The organism is Enterobacter sp. K16B (genome assembly GCF_020216105.1).
Taxonomy (GTDB): Bacteria; Pseudomonadota; Gammaproteobacteria; order Enterobacterales; family Enterobacteriaceae; genus Enterobacter; species Enterobacter sichuanensis.
The window spans coordinates 1-18,857 of record NZ_JAIWJZ010000100.1; the positions used below are offsets into that span (position 1 = coordinate 1).

The following is an 18,857-nucleotide window of genomic DNA, read 5'->3' on the forward strand; positions in this document are numbered from 1 at the left end:
TTTTTTTTTTGAAGCAATCTGCGGCATTTGCGATCAAACACCCTGTTCTGGTTTAGCTAAACGTGCGGTTGGGGAAGTCAACCGTCACCATCAGGCCGCCTTCAGCGGATGGACTCAGGTTAACGCGGCTGTTGTGCTGCTGCGCCACCGCTTTGACGATGGCAAGCCCCAGACCGCTTCCGCTTTGCATCTGATTCGGGTCGCGGAAAAAACGGTCGAACACGCGTTCCCGCAGTTCAGGCGGAATACCGGGCCCCGCATCCGAGACACGCAGCTGCGTGCAGCCATCGAGTGCGCGTACGTCGACCTGAATCCGCCCCCCTTCAGGACTGTACTTCACCGCATTCTCAATCAGGTTATCAATCAGCGACACCAGACGTTCCCTGACGCCCGCGATCCAGATGTCATCCTGCGAGAAGAACTCCAGCTCAATCCTGCGCGCAGAGGCTAACGGCTCCAGCTCGGCCATGCGTTCCTGAATGAGTGTTGTCAGCGGTACTGGCTCCATCTCGGTGTCAATGCGCGCTTCGCTGTGCATCATCAGCAGCAGCTGATTGACGAGACGCGCAGCACGGCTGTTGCTGCGAATTACCCCCGCAAGCAGCTCCTGTTGGCTCTCGCTGATGACCCAGGACTGCAGCGCCTCCACGTTGATGCGCATCGCTGCGAGGGGAGTACGCAGCTCGTGCGCCGCATCGGCAATGAAAACCCGTTCCCGCTCAGCGCTTTCACGCACCCTGGCAAGGAAATCATTGATCGCATCCACCATCTGGCGAAGCTCCCTGTGCCTGGGAACGGCTTTTAGGGGCGAGAGATCGTCAGGCGTGCGTAACGTAATTTCATTGACCACCCTGTTCCAGGGGCGCATCGCAATGCGGATCGACAGCCACGCGGGAAACAGCAGAAAAGGGAAGCAGACCAGCAGCGGCAGGATGTAGTAACCCCGCGAGTTCAGGTAGATAAAGAAGTTCCAGCCGCTGGCTGGCGTGAAGAGGGTGACCTCCACGTCGGAATGAGGGGATTTAAGGGTGCGGCTGGTCCAGGTACGATCGTCACTCTGCACGCGCTCCAGTTCTCCGAACCGGGTGTTTGTTATCCCCGCAGGCGCGCCGTCGGAGGCAAAAATAACTGCATTGTTCTTGCGCACGATAAGGTTAATCGACAGCACGGGATCTTCACCGCCGCCATAGCCTTCGCGCAGCGCCTGACTAAAGGCTTCGAGCACCGCGGTGCGATCCTGCGGGCGTTCGTCCATCCGCTCAACCAGGGTAAAAAGGGTTTCGTAGGTTTTACTGCCCGTGAGGATGGGAGGACTGCGCAGGTCCTCCCACAGAATGAAGGTTAAAAAAAGACACCACAGCAGCGTAAGCAACAGCATCTGGGCGATGATAATTCGCCGCACCAGCGTGGCGTGGCGCAGGTGGGACCAAAAGTTTCGCATTAACCGGTCACCCTCTGGACAGAGACGGTATCAATGACATACCCGACGCCCCGCACCGTTCGCACGTAACCGTCGCCAATTTTTCGCCGCAAATTACCCATATGCACGTCGAGCGCATTACTGAGGTTTTCTTTATTGCCGAAGATCCTTTCTTCCAGGAACCGGCGCGTTAGCACGCGGTCAGCGCGCAGCATCAGCGTTTCAAGCAGGGCGTATTCACTGGCCGTCAGGTCAACGTGGCGCGCGCTCACCGTCACGCGACGCGTCGGCACATGAAGCGACAGCCCGCGAATTTCTATTGCCTCATTTTCAAAACCGTAACTGCGTCGCGCAAGGGCTCTCACTCTTGCCAGCAGCTCGGCGAGAACAAAGGGCTTGACGAGATAGTCGTCTGCACCCGCATCCAGCCCGTACAGGCGATCCTGTAGCGTTCCTCGCGCCGTCAGGATGATAACGGGGATGCCCTTAAGCTGCTGGCGCAAACGCGTCATCAGGCTCATGCCATCGCCATCGGGCAGCCCTAAGTCGAGTAAAACAAGCTCAGGCACGCAGACGTCAAGCTGATGCAGCGCATCCTCTTTCCGGCGAACCCATATAACGTCAAAGCCTTGATCGGAGAGGGCGATACGTACGCCATTGCCGAGATCCAGGTCGTCTTCAATAAGTAGAATTTTCACAGTGGTAACTGTATCGGCAGTGAATGAAGAACATCTTAAGAAAAAAACGGTATCAGTAAATTTGTCCTGTTTACAGCACCTGCGCGCTTCAGCGTTTCTTCATTTTCGGCTCATAAGAACCTTAGGGTCACGCTTCAAAATGGGCGTTCTGGCGTTTAACCGCTTCATCGTCATCATTTGCATCCATAAGGACGTCCTTAATGAGAAACATCGAACTGCGTCATCCGTTCCCCCATTTACCGGGCCGCAGCCTGAAAAACATCGTGCCGGGCGTCGTGCTGGCGTTACTGGCCACACCGCTACTGGCGGCAGAGCAGAGCCAGGGTAACGTCTTAACTCTGGGGGGCGGGGTGGACGTCGCGCCACGCTACTCGGGTTCGGATAAAACCCGCGTCAGTGCGGCTCAGGTGGTGGATTATTCCATGGCCAACGGCTTTTTTATCGGCACCACGCGGGGTATCGGTTACGGCAACAACCTGGGTAACCTGGATTACAGCGCAGCGCTCAGCTACCGCACAGGCCGTAAAGATAAAGACGTGAGCAGCGATTCGATCAGCTCCGGCAGCGACGAGCTACGTGGCATGGGCGAGATAAAAGGCTCGGCTGTCGTCGTGCCCGGTCTGGGTTACAAGGTCACCGACTGGCTTAATCTGCAGGTGCAGGGTGAGATCCCGGTTTCTGAGAGAGACAACGGTGAGGCGGTGCATTTTGGTATTTCCAGCCCGCTCTATACTTCACCGAATAACGCAGTCACGCTGGCGCTGACCGGCAGTTGGGGATCTGACAAATATATGCAGACCTACTACGGCGTCAGTGCCGCCCAGTCGGCGGCATCCGGGTTTGCCCGCCATGACGCTGGCGCCGGGATTTATGCGTACTCGCTGAATCTTGACTGGACCCACAGGCTCACCTCGCGCTGGAGCGTGCTTGCCGCTGCGGGCGTGACGCACCTGACGGGAGATGCTGCCGATAGCCCGATTGTGCATCGTAAGACGTCGCCTACGGGGAGTCTTAAGGTGACGTACAGTTTTTGAGTGTGGGTTGCGCTGTCCTGGGTTTTAAGCGTGCACTAACGACATATATCAGCCGCTCCGCTTAAGATGGCGGGGCGGGTTTTGTCAGGGATGCTGTATGGACCATATGGATGGAGACTAGCATCATTCCATATCAGGCGATGTGGATGTTGTCTGGTATTATCCCGAATCTTGTACCAATTAAGTACGAGGCATTTTTTGTGCTTCACGCTTTTGTGCTATCGAACGCTGATAAAAAAAGAAAATACTCAACAGTATTGTCCCTTCGCACTTATCAGCTTGCTGAGGTAACACTATGTTCAACCCCCTGGAAGATAATATTGCCGTATTTATGACAACATTGCGGATACGTAAGCCGTTTGATTTTGGCAACCATCTTGAACCCTACATTGTGGTGATTGCTACGGATAAAAAGGACAACGCAATTCGCATGAATGTCAGCCATTTCGCTTTTCCTGGAGCCAAAGTTTATCAACAGATAATCACCCCTGATAACGCCATACTACTTTATGGCCCTGCAAATCCAGGCGAATTTCTCACCCTCAGTATCATGTTGTTGGATTCTGACGCGGACATTCAGAACGCAGGAAAGCAGTTAGAAGCGGCCATCAACACCAGTGCAATTGCCGCTGACGTAATAGCCCGGCTCACCGCGAACCCAACCACTATTGTAGCGACGACGCTGGCAGAAGAGGTACTGCAAGGTATTGCTCACATCATGCAGCAAAATAAAGATGACCCCATTATGTTTGTACACGACAGTTGGCTACAAGGGCTAACGCCGCCTTACGGGATAAATCAGTATAAATTACATGCCAGCGACAGTGCTGAAATCAGCCTGCGCGTTAGCCCGATCCTGAAGCAATCTCAGCAGAATGTAATGACTATTGCGCATATTGAGGGAGATAAATGAGTGAATTAACATCAGGAACCGCGTATCTGCCATGATTTTATATGTATAGCGTGGATGGTTGGGGGAGGGATTCGGGCTGTTGTCGGACTGAGGACGGCGGGTTAACTGCAACCTGAAGAGGGCGACTGTATGCAGAACTTCAGTGCCAGCACTTAATGGTCAACATGATTTAAAAAAAGCCGATGATGTGAGGCTAGTTGGCATGATTGGCATTTGTGCAAACACCGCACTTGCACTCGTCAGCCCTGACCCATTCAGGCATGAGATTTAGTTGAAGATTGCTGTGTTTTAGTGCGCGATAAAATTTCAGGCATCTATATAGTAAATCACGCTCCATAACAGCGTTTTATTTACTTGAAATTCACTAGTCGAAACGTCCGATTCATGCCCTGAGACATTCCGACAAGTTTTTTAGGGTTTCAAGAGGTGCGATACAATTGCGCTTCCGCAGTCCTGCGACGGACCAGGCCAGGCAATAGTTTTCCGGAGCCATAGATCCAACGGCCAAACTCCTCAGCAGCCCCCTCAAAATTGCCTGCCTTGTGCTTGCGCAACAATGTTGATTCTGCAAGAGCATGTAAACCTGCGTTGTAAGCAAAGCTTGTCAACGCGCCGAATTGGTTCCCAGAGGTCGGCGCGTTGCCCAGTAGCGCTGCCACTTTACTCCCGTAGTTCATGAGATCACTCTCAAAGCGAGCATCACACTCAGCCTGTGTCCATTGAGTTCCCTTATTAATATCGGGTCCCGTGCTCCCCCAGCCGATTGTCCAGGGTTCTCCACCGCTGCCAGGGTCAGGATAAGCTTCTAATTCACAGCTTTCAAAATGCTTGATAAGGTCAATACATGCCTGATTAGGCGTATATTTTCCCATGTCGGAAGGCGCAGTTGTTGCTTGTTGTCCCGTTGACAATGTCTCCAATCTAGTGAGTTCATACCAGGTTTTCGGGCCGACAATACCGTCCGGTACCAGTGCGTGATTACGCTGAAAAACACGCACCGCCGCCTCAGTATTTGAGCCGAAAATACCATCATCATAAATTCCAATGGTGAACTGAATCTGTTTAACCAGTTCACCTTTAGTGCCACGGCGAAGTGTGGCTCTTCCACTGGCATCCATGGCAGGAATCGCGGGGCGCACCTGTGCAGTGCCACGCATGATTTGACCGACTTGATTACGAAAAACGGCCATATCCAGCGTCGGGTCGTTCTTACGCCCTTTAGGCAGCGCATACTCTTTATGGCCACATACCATAGTTTCTGGTGCTCCGATATATTTGAGGATTGCCGCAACAGCACGGTAATACGCATCAAGTTGTACATCAGGCCAGGGTTCACCGATGCCTGTATTTTCAGCCTCGATGCCAATAAAATTTGTATTACCCGTATCAATGCTTTGCCAACTGCCCACGCCTGCATGGTTGGCACGACCTGCGGCCACAATAAAGAGCGTACCGTCTCGCGCTAACCCAAGTTGCGCTAGTGGGCCTGCTAGCGCTTTAGCATTTGCCGATGCAGCTCGCCCGTTAATCAGGGTATTGAGACTAGGCATTACGCCTTGTGGCGCTCCCGCAGTATGATGACAAATGACACCGCGGATCGTACCGACGTCTCCGCGGCCACGCGTCCGCCAGCCTGTGCATTCAGCAACCTTCAGACCTGCTGCTTCCAGGACATCTGGAAGCCATGTGAGAGAATAGGCCATGATTTTAGCTCCCCTTATTGTGAGGCCAGCGGTGCTGGCGTGATATTTTCACTAGTGACGCCTCCTGTCGCGGCTGGCAAATCTTCATCCCGCGTAACTTCCTCTCCTTCCACTGGATGAGCATCACACAGGCAAGAATCAATAGTGTCTTCGGCATTAAGTTCGGCATTCGCTGTTACTGCCACTGCAGTGATGGCGGCAGAAGCAGTCGACGCAGCCGCAGCATTCGACGGCCCTTTGCTTGCTATAACCGCAGCATCAAGTCCCTTACTGTCGTTACTGCTCTCTGAGCCGATTCTGGCTAGCAGGTCCGGAATCATTCGCTCCGTGAAACCTCCGAGGAAACCTAATATGAAATTAGGCATCCATGGGATTTGCGATATTGGTTTAGGAAATTGCAGGATGTTAACTAGCCCAAGACGGTAAAAGCAGACGATGACTAAACCAGCGATCATCCCAACGGCGATACGAAGAACAGCGTCGCTGGTATTATCACGCCAGTGGAGATCTGTGCGAATAGTGCGGGAGCGAATACCTATACTGATAGAAAAGAAGGCTCCCAATATGCCCCCGACAATACCGTACTCTATCGTTGGTTGATGGCGAAATAGACAAATGATGAAGAGAATAAAAGCCACAGCCAGCGAGGCGATTGATGCCGAAATAAGATAAAGAAAACGTGCTCGTGATTTACGGTCAGCAATCACTTCATTACGAATTTCGGTGAGTATTTCTGAAGCATTGGGGATATCGCCTTCAAGCGCGGTGATCAGCGCATCAGCAACACGCCGATCCAGATGCTCAGCCCTGTTTTTAAGCTCCGTACTGTTACTGTTGTACCAGCCATCAATGAGGCCATTAATTTGCCCACGCAACGCAGCCAGAGCAGCCAACTGTTTGCGCTGCAACACAGCGGTAGCTTGATCGTCGGCAAACTGCACCATAACGCGCACTGCGGTACGATACACGGCATAAAGAGGCACATTGACAGTATAAATATCAACTACCACAATCCCTGCGGCATCCTTCTCGTTGATTTTTAGTTCATTCAGTTGCATTATGACTCTCCCCCTTATTTGCATTGCCTTATATTGCGATTGGATTATCAATAAAAATAAATAGTATTGAAATGCCGATATATCCTATACCTTTTAAAAGAACTCTTTCGACTTGTTTTTCTGTAGAAATAAATGCTATCAGTGCGTGATTAATATATTGATCATTCGGATGAATGAACGTTTTTAGTATAGAAATCCAGTGTTGATTATATCTAATGAAAAAAGGTGATATTTATTTTCTCGTTGATAGAGTTTTATGACATGTTTAAGCCAGTTATGGCAGGAGGATGTTTCTCAGTTACAAAACGGACAAACATATTGGTATTGTAGTTGTTTACTAAATTATCCTACTTGAATAGATTTCCGAGACGTCCGCTCTTGGCACTAAACGAATTTATTGGTACTGAAGGTCTTCTGTCAGCGAAAAGCTGACCTTCTGACTGTCGGCCCCACCAATTCGTCCCCGCCTTGCAGCACCGCAGCATTTAAATACCATAGCCTTTCCCAGAAGTGTGCCAACATTACGTGATTAGTACTAATCTCCGGAGAATAACGTGTTCGGAAAGTATTTTTTAAGCTACATGCCGGGCCTGCAAAATTTGTTAGCCTACGATAAAAGCTGGCTAAAACATGATGTTAAAGCCGGGTTATCCGTTGCGGCTGTCGCGCTACCGGTTGCGATTGCTTATGCGGAGCTGGCGGGTGTTGGGGCCATAGTCGGGCTGTACTCCTGCGTTTTACCGATGATAGCGTATGCACTGTTTGGCTCTTCACGTCAGCTTATTGTGGGCCCTGATGCCACAACCTGTGCGGTGATTGCGGCCGTGGTGTTTCCTCTTTCGGCGGGAAATCCTGAACTGCACTGGCAACTGACGATCGTCATGACGTTGATGATGGGCGGATGGTGCCTGCTTGCCAGTAAATTTCGCCTCGGCGCGCTTGCCGATCTGCTTTCTCATCCCATTCTTACCGGTTTGCTGAATGGCGTAGCCGTGACGATTATTGTCGGGCAAATCGGCAAGGTTTTAGGGATCAAGCTTGATGAAGCGCAGGTGATCGAGAAAATCATCGCCTTGCCAGGCCGCATTTCAGACAGCCATTTTTTAACCGCAGGAATATCACTTTTAACGCTCGCTATTTTAATGGCTATCAAAACGTACCGCAGCCACTGGCCCGCACCTTTGATTGCCATTGTTCTGACAACGTTACTGGTCTGGGGGACATCTGCACAACAGTACGGTATTGCCACCATTGGGGGAGACGGTTTCCAGCCTGGTTTACCCGTTGTTCACTGGGAGACGTTCCAGCCTGGTCCGATGCGTGATTTGGTGATCCCGGCGCTGAACCTGGCGTTGGTCAGCTTTGTCAGCCTGATGCTGACCGCCCGCAGTTTCGCCGCGAAAAATGGCTATGAAATTAACGCGGATGCCGAGTTCCGGGCGCTGGGTATTGCGAACCTGATGGCGGGATTATCTCAGGGGTTTGCTATCAGTGGGGCCGATTCCCGGACCGCGGTGAATGATTCCGTTGGGGGGAAAAGCCAGCTGGTTTCCGTGGTCGCCGCCTTAATCATCGGTATCGTCGTGGTATTTTTCACTCAGCCACTGCAGTTTATTCCGGTTTCGGCGTTAGGGATTGTTCTAATGTATGCATCGTGGTCATTGATTGATTTACGTGGGCTTTGGAACCTGAGACGGCGAAATAAACAGGCCTTTCGCCTGGCCTTCTTCACGTTTGGCTGTGTGTTAATTATCGGCGTTATCCAGGGTATCGGCCTCGCGGTGTTGCTTGGCCTGTTACAGTTCCTGCGTACCGTCTTTCGTCCCTCCGAGCACTTACTGGGCACTGACGAAGATGGCATGATTCACTCATTAGGTAATACCACCGATATTAAAATGGTCCCGGGCGTGCTGATGTATCGGTTTAACTCACCGTTGACCTATTTTAATGTGGCTTATTTTAAACGCCGGGTTTTGAACTTAGTTGATGGTGCAGCATTACAGCCTAAATGGGTGATTATTGATGCCGTGGCTTGCTTCACCTATTCAGACATCAGTGTTCTGGCAACCATAAATGAGTTGAAGCGCGACCTGAAAGCTCGGCAGGTTACGTTAATTCTTGCGGGCAGGAAAACAGAATTAACGCGCTGGTTTAAAGACAGCCGGCCAACAATGAATGATGATGACATGATTCTGGCACCAGACCTCTATCTGGCACTTCGGTTCATTCAAAGCAAAGAGAGTGCGAGTGAATCGGGTGGAGAGGTATAAACCAAACCCAGGCTTGCCCGCCAGTTGCGAGCAAGCCGTACCCCTTAGCGATACAGCGTCTTTTCCGCAACCGGAACAAGCAACGCGGAACGCCAGTCCGCCAGCGTCAGCTGCGCGAGCTTGCCCAGCGCGGTATAAAACGGATGCCCGGCGTTGTCGACAAACACCGAGAGGAAACGGGTACTCCACGGCAGCAGATGCCAGGCCAGGAGCCGATCGCACTCCGCTTCGCGGCCATTCTCGGCCAGCCACGCTGCCAGCAGCAGCAGGGTACCGAAATGATCTTCCGGTTCATTTTGCTGCATCTCAAAAGCAATGCCGTTTTCTCGCATCCACTGGCGCAGCGCGAGGGTCGAGTCGCCAAACAGCACCGATTCTCGGTCCAGCCAGACGGAGCCCCACGGCGGTGCGGGCAGGGCATAAGGGCCAATAAACAGCCGTTGCCAGGCGTCTGTCAGCGGCTCATCGGCTGGGGCGGCAAAGGTTTCGGCAATGGGCTGCAGCGTTTCCGGTGGCAGCGGCCAGTCCTGAACCCATTCACCCGCGGTAAGGGCCTGCACCAGCGGCGCGGCCTGCTCGCTGTCGGGTGAAAAATAAAACAGCGCGCCCAGTACGCGGGCGCTGAACGCGAACGATTCACGCGGTGTGACGTCTTTCATTAAACCTTCCTTGCTCGCGCGGATTGCGCCCGCGCGGCTGTGTTAACCATGAATACTGACTGTTTAAGAAACCACGATCGTGCTAAACCTTTTCGATCTGCACCAGATTGGTGTGCTGCGGGTTGCCTTTTGCCAGCGGCGACGGGCGGTGCGTGGTCAGGGTATTGATGCATGATCCGTGGTCAATACGATCGCCGCTCATACTGGCGTCGTGCCAGGCGCCCTGGCCCATGGCGCTCACGCCGGGCATGATGCGCGGTGTGACTTTCGCTTCAATTCGCACCTCGCCGCGTTCGTTAAAGACGCGCACCGTATCGCCGTTCTTAATGCCGCGTTTTTCGGCATCGACCGGGTTAAGCCATACCTCCTGCCGACAGGCCGCTTTCAGCACGTCGACGTTGCCATAACTTGAGTGGGTACGGGCTTTGAAGTGGAAGCCAAACAGCTGCAGCGGGAACTGCTCGCGTTCGGGCGCGTCCCAGCCGTCAAAGGTCGAGGCGTAGACGGGCAGCGGGCTGATGGTTTCATCTTTTTCCAGCTCCCAGGTGGCGGCAATCTCCGCGAGTTTGCTGGAGTAAATTTCAATCTTGCCCGACGGCGTTTTCAGCGGATTGGCCTCCGGGTTCTCGCGGAATTTTTTATAGGCCACAAAGTGCCCGTTCGGATCTTTGCGCTTATAAATGCCCATTTTTTTTAGCTCGTCATAGGAGGGCAGAGTGGGGTCTTTTTCGAGCATTTTGGCATACAGATACTGCAGCCACTGCGCCTGCGTCCGTCCTTCGGTGAATTTCTGATGAATATCCGGTCCAAGGCGTTTCGCCACTTCACTCATGATCCAGTAGATGGGCTTGCGCTCAAACTTCGGCGCGGTCACAGGCTGGAGGAAAATCAGGTAGCCCATGTTCCCGGCGTAATCGTTCGGAATGATGTCTTCCTGCTCAACGGTCATGAGATCCGGCAGCAGGATATCGGCATATTTCGCCGATGAGGTCATAAAGTTGTCGATGACGACAATCATTTCGCACTTGCTTTCATCCTGCAGGATATCGTGGGTTTTATTGATATCGGAGTGCTGGTTGATGAGGGTATTGCCCGCGTAGTTCCAGATGAACTTAATCGGCACGTCCAGCTTATCTTTCCCGCGCACGCCGTCGCGCAGGGCGGTCATTTCCGGTCCACGAGCGATGGCATCCGTCCAGCTGAAGCAGGAAATTTGCGTTTTGACCGGGTTGTCCGGCAGCGGCATACGTTCGATAGTGATGGTGTATGTCGACTCACGCGCGCCGCTGTTACCGCCGTTGATCCCCACGTTTCCGGTGAGGATAGGCAGCATCGCGATCGCGCGGGCGGTCAGTTCACCGTTTGCCTGGCGCTGGGGTCCCCAACCCTGGCAGATGTAAGCCGGTTTGGCGGAGCCGATTTCACGGGCAAGCTTAACAATGCGATCGGCGGGTATGCCCGTAATGCGGGAAGCCCACTCAGGGGTTTTCGCGGTCTTGTCATCGCCCTGACCGAGAATATACGCTTTGTAGTGGCCGTTAGCGGGTGCGCCTTCCGGCAGCGTTTTTTCATCATAGCCCACGCAGTATTTATCCAGGAACGGCTGGTCGACCAGGTTTTCGGCGATCAATACCCACGCAATACCGGCTACCAGCGCGGCATCGGTACCCGGACGGATGGGGATCCATTCATCTTCGCGGCCAGCGGCGGTGTCGGTGTAGCGCGGGTCGATGACGATCATGCGCGCATTGGATCGCTCGCGAGCCTGCTCCAGATAGTACGTAATCCCGCCACCGCTCATGCGCGTTTCCGCCGGGTTATTGCCAAACATCACCACCAGCTTGGTGTTTTCGATGTCAGACGTGCTGTTGCCGTCGTTGCTGCCGTAGGTGTAGGGCATCGCACAGGCGATTTGTGCCGTGCTGTAGGTGCCGTAGTGGCTCAGGAAACCGCCGTAGCAGTTCATCAGGCGCGCCACCAGTGAAGCATAAGGGGAGGAACGGGTAATATTGCCGCCGACAATGCCGGAAGAGTAGTTGATGTAAACCGCTTCGTTGCCGTATTTGGCCACGACGTCTTTCAGGCTGGCAGTGAGGGTATTGAGGGCTTCGTCCCAGGTGATGCGCTCGAATTTGCCTTCACCGCGCTTACCCACCCGTTTCATCGGGTAGTTAAGACGGTCAGGATGATTAATGCGGCGGCGAATAGAACGTCCGCGCAGGCAGGCGCGCACCTGATGGTTACCGTAAATATCGTCACCGGTATTATCCGTTTCAACCCAGTACACTTCGTCGTCACGGACGTGCAGACGCAATGCACAGCGGCTGCCGCAGTTAACCGAGCAGGCGCCCCAGACCACTTTATCTTCGGCAGCGTTCATGGCGTTTTGCACGGCCGCGGCGGCACGTTTCACGCCAAAGGGCAACGACAAACCGCCGGCGGCAAGCGCCAGAGAACCAATGGCTGTAGATTTTACGAGTGTTCGACGGCTAATTCCGCCGTGATGTTCACTATCGGACATGGCTCACCCCATCATTATAATTGCGTATTATTTTTCCCGTTATTACAACCGGGCTAATGATGGGGTGAGTGTTACTGATTTGGGGGGATTAGATCTTAATCCTCATCAAATCAACGGGAATTGCAGGCAAATTACTGCGGTTCAGTCGGCGTGGAGTCCTGACTACCTGCCGCCGATCCGCTGCCTGTGCGGGTATAAAGGATTTTAAAGGTATCGTTAGCGCAATGACCCACCACCTGTGCATCCGGCTGGTCGGCCTGATCGTTCGGTACAATGTTCAGCGTAAAACCGGACTCCGGCACGCCGTTGTTGATGATTTTTTGCTGAATGTCGCTTTTCACACGCTCGCAGGAATCCGGTGCCGCCAGTGCGGCCGTTGAGGCACTCATTAACAGCAGGGCGGTAATCCAGGGTAACCGTTTCATCTGTAGCTCCTTTTCTCTGTGTAGAGATTAATTTTAGCAGGCTTCGTGTAAACAACTGTATTTGCTAATATGATTGGGAATAATCTCCCTGTACGGAAATGAATGTGAAGAAATACGCAGCGATAACGCTACTGGCAGCAGCACTGGTGGGATGCGATAACAACTCCGCGCCGCTGTCGTTTACGCCGGAGATGGCGAGTTTTTCCAACGAGTTTGATTTCGATCCCCTGCGCGGCCCGGTTAAAGACTTTACCCAGACTCTGTTCAACGAAAAGGGCGAAGTGTCCAAACGGGTCACCGGCACCGTATCGGCAGAAGGGTGTTTTGATACGCTGGAGCTGCACGACCTGGAGGCCAATACCGGCGTGGCGCTGGTACTGGATGCCAATTACTACCTTGATGCGGAAACCCAGCAGCGAAAAGTGAAGCTGCAGGGGAAATGCCAGCTGGCCGAACTGCCGTCAGCCGGAGTGACGTGGGATACCGACGACAACGGGTTTGTGGTGGCGGCCCACGGCAAAGAGATGGAAGTGAAGTATCGCTACGATGCCGATGGCTACCCGCTGGGCAAAACCACCATTTCCGGGGATCAGCATCTGTCCGTCCAGTCGACACCGTCTAAGGATCTGCGCAAAAGAATGGACTACTCGGCAGTCAGCATGCTGAACGACAAACCGCTGGGTAACGTGAAGCAGAGCTGCGACTACGACCGACACAACAACCCGGTAAGCTGCGACCTGATCATCACGGACGATAGCGTCAAGCCCGCCGTTGAGCGCAAATACACCATCAAAAATACGATTGAATACTACTGAGAATAAAACCGCGCAGGTTACTGCGCGGTCGGTTTCAGCAGGCTGGCGCCTGACGGTTTGTGCCCGGCCAGGTGCTGATGCTGGAAAATGCACATGCGGATGGTGTTACGGTATTCACCGTTGATAAAGAACTCGTGAATCAGCTCGCCTTCCACCATAAAGCCCAGCTTGCGGTAGATATGGATCGCTTTCTCGTTCTCTTTGTCCACAATCAGGTAAAGCTTGTAGAGATTCAGAACGTTGAATCCGTAATCCATTGCCAGCTTCGCCGCCCGTGAGGCAAGGCCTTTACCCTGATGCTCAGGGGAAATAATGATCTGGAACTCCGCCCGGCGGTGAACGTGGTTGATCTCAACCAGCTCCACAAGACCGGCTTTTTCGCCTTCGCACTCCACCACAAAACGACGCTCACTCTGATCGTGAATGTGCTTGTCGTAAAGATCGGACAGCTCGACAAACGCCTCGTAGGGCTCTTCAAACCAGTAGCGCATCACGCTGGCATTGTTGTCGAGCTGGTGGACAAAGCGCAGGTCTTCACGCTCCAGCGGACGAAGTTTTACGTCACAGGGCGCCGACATTATGGGGCTACCGTACGGCCTGTGCGGCGATCCAGGCAGCGCAGGGTATTAGGCTCCCAGTAGGCGTTGACGTTTGCACTTTGCTGACACTTATCGCGCGCATCAAAGGCGACATCTTCTTTGTCCCACTCTTTTTCGGCACGTTTGTTGACCTTCTGGCGAAGGCTGCGGGTGTCATTCCATTGTTCTTTGTCCATGGCGGCGTTCTGGCGGCTTTGCGCGCTGTCACCAGACTCAACGATGAGTTTGCTGGTTTCCGCTGTCGCAGAGGCGGCAAAGGCGAACGATGACAGCGCCAGCAGGGCTGTCAGACAAAGGCGTTTGCTTAATGTGGTCATAGCGTTTCCTTTTAAATGGGTGCAGATAATCAAGTTACCCCGTACAGATTCTACACTAAAGCGAAATGACGGCATACCCGCGGGGCAAGTATGGAAAAGTAAAGGGCATCATCAGGTATCATGTCTAAATGGATCCTCACCTGAAGTGAAACATGCTCAAAACAACGCTGCTTTTTTTTGCCACCGCGCTGTGCGAAATCATCGGCTGCTTCCTGCCCTGGCTCTGGCTGAAGAAGGGGGGAAGCGCACTGTTGCTGATCCCGGCCGGGGTCGCGCTGGCGCTGTTTGTCTGGTTATTAACGTTGCATCCGGCGGCCAGCGGTCGCGTCTATGCGGCGTACGGCGGTGTTTATGTCTGCACCGCGCTGCTGTGGTTACGGGTGGTAGATGGCGTCAAACTCAGCGCATACGACTGGGCCGGGGCGCTGATCGCCCTTTGCGGCATGCTGATTATTGTCGCAGGATGGGGGCGCGCCTGAGCGCCCCAGTTTTGTGATCCTTCGCGGATATTTTGATAATCATACTTGTATGGTAGTAGCTCAGTTGCGTAAATTTCCCACATCACAACACGCGATGTAAGGAAAGGAATTATGAAGATTGTCGGGGCTGAAGTATTTGTGACCTGTCCGGGACGTAACTTTGTCACCCTTAAAATCACCACTGATGAGGGGATAGTCGGTCTGGGCGATGCCACGCTGAACGGACGCGAACTTTCCGTGGCCTCTTATTTGAAAGATCACCTGTGCCCTCAGCTGATTGGCCGCGATGCGCACCGCATTGAAGATATCTGGCAGTTTTTCTATAAAGGCGCCTACTGGCGGCGCGGCCCGGTCACCATGTCGGCCATCTCCGCGGTGGATATGGCGCTGTGGGACATCAAAGCCAAAGCCGCCAACATGCCCCTGTACCAGCTGCTGGGCGGCGCGTCCCGGGAAGGGGTCATGGTCTACTGCCACACCACCGGGCACACCATTGATGACGTGCTGGAAGATTACGCCCGGCATAAAGAGATGGGCTTCAGGGCGATCCGCGTGCAGTGCGGCGTGCCGGGCATGAAAACGACCTACGGCATGGCCAAAGGGAAAGGGCTGGCCTACGAGCCTGCGACCAAAGGCGACTGGCCGGAAGAGCAGCTCTGGTCCACCGAGAAATACCTCGATTTCACGCCGAAGTTGTTCGATGCGGTGCGCAGCCAGTTCGGCTTTAATGAACATCTTCTGCACGACATGCATCACCGCCTGACGCCGATTGAAGCGGCCCGTTTTGGCAAGAGCATTGAAGAATTCCGCATGTTCTGGATGGAAGACCCTACGCCTGCGGAAAACCAGGCCTGCTTCCGCCTTATCCGCCAGCACACCGTCACGCCGATTGCGGTGGGCGAGGTGTTTAACAGCATCTGGGACTGCAAGCAGCTTATTGAAGAGCAGCTTATCGACTATATCCGTACCACCCTTACCCATGCGGGCGGGATCACCGGGATGCGTCGCATCGCGGACTTCGCCTCGCTCTACCAGGTCCGTACCGGTTCACATGGCCCATCGGATCTGTCGCCTGTGTGTCATGCCGCCGCGCTGCATTTCGACCTGTGGGTGCCGAACTTTGGCGTACAGGAGTATATGGGCTACTCCGAACAGATGCTGGAAGTCTTCCCGCACAGCTGGCGTTTCGATAACGGCTATATGCATCCGGGCGACAAGCCGGGATCGGGCATCGAATTTGATGAAAAACTGGCCGCGAAATACCCCTACGATCCGGCCTATCTGCCGGTGGCCCGTCTCGAAGACGGTACGCTGTGGAACTGGTAATGGAGGAGCTAACGATGAAAAGCGTAGTGATTCAACAGCCGAACGAACTGGTGCTTGAAGAGCGTCCTCTCCCGGAGCCGGGCGCAGGTGAAGTCCGCGTTAACATCCGGCTGGCCGGCATCTGCGGTTCAGACAGCCACATCTACCGCGGGCACAACCCGTTTGCGAAGTATCCGCGCGTGATCGGCCATGAGTTTTTCGGCGTGATCGACGCCGTGGGCGAGGGTGTCGACAGCGCCCGCCTGGGCCAGCGCGTCTCCGTCGACCCGGTGATCAGCTGCGGGCACTGCTATCCGTGCTCCGTCGGAAAACCGAACGTCTGCACCTCGCTGGTGGTACTGGGCGTACACCGTGACGGCGGTTTTAGCGAATATGCGACAGTGCCCGCTAAAAATGCCTGGCCCATTCCGGATGCGATCCCGGATAACCATGCCGTCATGGTTGAGCCCTTCACCATTGCCGCCAACGTGACGGGGCAGGCCAACCCCACTGAACAGGACGTTGCGCTGATCTATGGCGCAGGCCCGATGGGGCTGGTCACCGTACAGGCGCTGAAGGGCGTCTATAAGGTGAAGCAGGTTATCGTGGTTGACCGTATAGATGAACGCCTTGCAATGGCGCAGCGCAGCGGCGCGGACTGGGTCTTCAATAACGGCGAGCAGTCGTTGCAGGTCGCGCTGGACGAAAAAGGGATCAGGCCGACGTTAATCATTGATGCTGCCTGTCATCCGTCGATTCTGCAGGAAGCGATAACCCTGGCCTCTCCGGCGGCGCGCATTGTGCTGATGGGCTTCTCCAGCGAGCCGAGCCAGATTGTGCAGCAGGGCATTACCGGCAAAGAGCTGGCGATCTCCTCCTCGCGCCTGAATGCCAACAAATTCCCGGTCGTCATCGACTGGCTGGAAAAAGGGCTGATCGACCCGGAAAAACTGATCACCCATACCTTTGACTATCACCACGTTACAGACGCCATTGAACTGTTTGAAAAAGACCAGCGGCAGTGTTGCAAAGTCTTGCTCACGTTCGGGCAATAATCATTTACGCGGTTAAGCGCCTGCGCAGACAGGCGCTAAGTGGTACGCATCTTACCTTTCAGAGATAGCCATTATGACGCAAGTACAACCTCAAAGAACCACCTCCGATCTGGTGAAAGCCGCCGTTTCCGGCTGGCTGGGCACCGCGCTCGAATTTATGGACTTCCAGCTTTACTCGCTGGGAGCCGCCCTGGTTTTCCATGAGATCTTCTTCCCGGAACAATCCGCCGCGATGGCGCTGATCCTGGCGATGGGCACCTACGGCGCAGGCTATATTGCGCGCATCGTTGGGGCCTTTATCTTCGGACGAATGGGCGACAGCATTGGCCGTAAGAAGGTGCTGTTTATCACCATTACCATGATGGGGATCTGCACCACGCTGATTGGCGTCCTGCCGACCTATGCCCAGATAGGAATTTTCGCCCCCGTTCTGCTGGTGACGCTACGCATTATTCAGGGACTGGGTGCCGGGGCGGAGATCTCCGGAGCGGGGACGATGCTTGCGGAGTACGCGCCGAAAGGTAAACGCGGCATTATCTCCTCGCTGGTGGCGATGGGCACCAACTGCGGGACGCTGAGCGCAACGGCTATCTGGGCCATTATGTTCTTCGCCCTTGACCGCGAACAGCTGCTCGCCTGGGGCTGGCGCGTGCCGTTCCTCGCAAGCGTTGTGGTGATGATCTTTGCCATCTGGCTCCGTATGAACCTGAAAGAGAGCCCGGTGTTTGAGAAAGTCAACGACGACGAAACCGCGATGCCGGACACCTCGCTGGGCTCGATGTTGAAAAGCAAATCCTTCTGGCTGGCGACCGGCCTGCGCTTTGGACAGGCGGGGAATTCAGGCCTGATTCAGACGTTCCTGGCGGGTTATCTGGTTCAGACACTGCTGTTCAATAAAGCCATCCCGACCGATGCGCTGATGATCAGCTCCATTCTTGGGTTTATCTCCATTCCGCTGCTGGGCTGGCTTTCCGATAAAGTGGGCCGCCGGCTGCCGTACATAATCCTCAATATCTCCGCCATTCTTCTCGCGTATCCGATGCTGTCGATCATCGTTGACAAGAGCTACGCGCCGGGGACGATCATGCTCTCGATCATCGTTATCCACAATTTCGCCGTACTGGGGCTGTTTGCGCTGGAAAATATCACCATGGCGGAGATGTTTGGCTCGCGAAATCGCTTTACCCGCATGGCTATCTCAAAAGAGGCGGGGGGGCTGGTGGCAGTAGGTTTTGGTCCGGTGCTGGCGGGGATCTTCTGTAATATGACCGGCTCCTGGTGGCCGATTGTTGCCATGCTGGTGGCCTATTCCGCGATCGGGCTGGTCTCGGCAATCCTGATGCCAGAGGTGCGCGACCGTGATTTGAGCGCGGTGCAAGACGCGGCGGAGACGGTGCCAGAAGAGACTGTTGGTTACGGAGCGCTCTCCTCGCGGCGTTAGTGGTTTATATCTTTCGTGAGATATCACACAACTTTGTCTTTATGTCACACCACGTGCGCAAAAGTTAATATAAATCAAAACCTCAAACGGCAGTATCAGTATGGTTGATGGCAGTTATGGTTTACCCCAACTGCCATTCTAGTTG

General features: G+C 54.1%; 17 protein-coding genes. 8 read left to right on the forward strand and 9 right to left on the reverse strand.

Annotation, left to right across the window (positions count from 1 at the left end; genetic code table 11):
* Positions 1-52: 52 nt before the first annotated feature.
* Together LDK53_RS17730 and LDK53_RS17735 are read right to left on the reverse strand one after the other, a co-directional pair.
* Entirely contained in the window at positions 53-1,441 is a 1,389-nt protein-coding gene (locus LDK53_RS17730) for a sensor histidine kinase (protein ID WP_225287712.1), read from the reverse strand.
* A complete protein-coding gene (locus LDK53_RS17735; RefSeq protein WP_047958466.1) occupies positions 1,441-2,118 on the reverse strand; it encodes a response regulator transcription factor in 678 nt (225 codons plus the stop codon). The genes LDK53_RS17730 and LDK53_RS17735 overlap by 1 nt, the downstream gene beginning before the upstream one ends.
* A 200-nt stretch (positions 2,119-2,318) precedes the next feature.
* On the opposite strand from LDK53_RS17735, the gene LDK53_RS17740 reads away from it, so the two are divergent.
* Both LDK53_RS17740 and LDK53_RS17745 read left to right on the forward strand, forming a co-directional pair.
* On the forward strand, positions 2,319-3,152 hold the full coding sequence (locus tag LDK53_RS17740; protein WP_225287713.1) for a MipA/OmpV family protein: 834 nt from the start codon (positions 2,319-2,321) through the stop codon (positions 3,150-3,152).
* Positions 3,153-3,447: 295 nt separating this feature from the next.
* Entirely contained in the window at positions 3,448-4,065 is a 618-nt protein-coding gene (locus LDK53_RS17745; protein ID WP_225287714.1) for a hypothetical protein, read from the forward strand.
* Between the two features lie 419 nt (positions 4,066-4,484).
* Here the strand turns inward: LDK53_RS17745 and LDK53_RS17750 are convergent, their stop codons facing one another.
* Both LDK53_RS17750 and LDK53_RS17755 read right to left on the reverse strand, forming a co-directional pair.
* Positions 4,485-5,768 carry a glycoside hydrolase family protein gene (locus LDK53_RS17750; protein ID WP_225287715.1) on the reverse strand — a complete coding sequence of 428 codons (1,284 nt, stop codon included), beginning with the start codon at positions 5,766-5,768 and terminating at the stop codon, positions 4,485-4,487.
* A gap of 14 nt (positions 5,769-5,782) precedes the next feature.
* Positions 5,783-6,826: a hypothetical protein gene (locus LDK53_RS17755; protein WP_225287716.1), complete on the reverse strand. Its 1,044-nt coding sequence runs from the start codon at positions 6,824-6,826 to the stop codon at positions 5,783-5,785.
* A 554-nt stretch (positions 6,827-7,380) separates the two neighbouring features.
* On the opposite strand from LDK53_RS17755, the gene LDK53_RS17760 reads away from it, so the two are divergent.
* Positions 7,381-9,096, forward strand: a complete 1,716-nt coding sequence (locus tag LDK53_RS17760) for a SulP family inorganic anion transporter (RefSeq protein WP_047958469.1) — start codon at positions 7,381-7,383, stop codon at positions 9,094-9,096.
* A gap of 44 nt (positions 9,097-9,140) precedes the next feature.
* Here LDK53_RS17760 and dmsD read toward each other — a convergent pair whose 3' ends face one another.
* From dmsD to LDK53_RS17775, 3 genes are all read right to left on the reverse strand, one after another.
* Positions 9,141-9,755, reverse strand: coding sequence for a Tat proofreading chaperone DmsD (dmsD, locus tag LDK53_RS17765; RefSeq protein ID WP_155031108.1), 615 nt, complete (start codon positions 9,753-9,755; stop codon positions 9,141-9,143).
* Positions 9,756-9,837: 82 nt separating this feature from the next.
* The gene (ynfE, locus tag LDK53_RS17770; RefSeq protein WP_225287717.1) at positions 9,838-12,276 is read right to left on the reverse strand and encodes a selenate/tellurate reductase subunit YnfE; all 2,439 of its coding nucleotides are present in this window, start codon (positions 12,274-12,276) and stop codon (positions 9,838-9,840) included.
* 131 nt (positions 12,277-12,407) lie between these two features.
* On the reverse strand, positions 12,408-12,701 hold the full coding sequence (locus LDK53_RS17775) for a DUF1161 domain-containing protein (protein WP_025757998.1): 294 nt from the start codon (positions 12,699-12,701) through the stop codon (positions 12,408-12,410).
* A 104-nt stretch (positions 12,702-12,805) separates the two neighbouring features.
* Between LDK53_RS17775 and LDK53_RS17780 the strand changes: the two genes are divergently transcribed.
* Positions 12,806-13,516, forward strand: a complete 711-nt coding sequence (locus LDK53_RS17780; RefSeq protein WP_094917699.1) for a YnfC family lipoprotein — start codon at positions 12,806-12,808, stop codon at positions 13,514-13,516.
* A 17-nt stretch (positions 13,517-13,533) separates the two neighbouring features.
* Here LDK53_RS17780 and speG read toward each other — a convergent pair whose 3' ends face one another.
* Both speG and LDK53_RS17790 read right to left on the reverse strand, forming a co-directional pair.
* Positions 13,534-14,094 (reverse strand): spermidine N1-acetyltransferase, encoded by a 561-nt coding sequence (gene speG / locus LDK53_RS17785; protein WP_023311549.1) that lies wholly within the window; start codon positions 14,092-14,094, stop codon positions 13,534-13,536.
* Entirely contained in the window at positions 14,094-14,432 is a 339-nt protein-coding gene (locus tag LDK53_RS17790) for a DUF1283 family protein (protein ID WP_225287718.1), read from the reverse strand. The genes speG and LDK53_RS17790 overlap by 1 nt, the downstream gene beginning before the upstream one ends.
* Positions 14,433-14,584: 152 nt before the next feature.
* Between LDK53_RS17790 and LDK53_RS17795 the strand changes: the two genes are divergently transcribed.
* From LDK53_RS17795 to LDK53_RS17810, 4 genes are all read left to right on the forward strand, one after another.
* Positions 14,585-14,911 carry a YnfA family protein gene (locus tag LDK53_RS17795; protein ID WP_025757996.1) on the forward strand — a complete coding sequence of 109 codons (327 nt, stop codon included), beginning with the start codon at positions 14,585-14,587 and terminating at the stop codon, positions 14,909-14,911.
* A gap of 111 nt (positions 14,912-15,022) precedes the next feature.
* A complete protein-coding gene (gene manD / locus LDK53_RS17800) occupies positions 15,023-16,237 on the forward strand; it encodes a D-mannonate dehydratase ManD (RefSeq protein WP_225287719.1) in 1,215 nt (404 codons plus the stop codon).
* Between the two features lie 14 nt (positions 16,238-16,251).
* A complete protein-coding gene (locus LDK53_RS17805) occupies positions 16,252-17,271 on the forward strand; it encodes a Zn-dependent oxidoreductase (protein WP_225287720.1) in 1,020 nt (339 codons plus the stop codon).
* A gap of 73 nt (positions 17,272-17,344) precedes the next feature.
* The gene (locus LDK53_RS17810; protein WP_225287721.1) at positions 17,345-18,712 is read left to right on the forward strand and encodes an MFS transporter; all 1,368 of its coding nucleotides are present in this window, start codon (positions 17,345-17,347) and stop codon (positions 18,710-18,712) included.
* Positions 18,713-18,857: the final 145 nt, after the last annotated feature.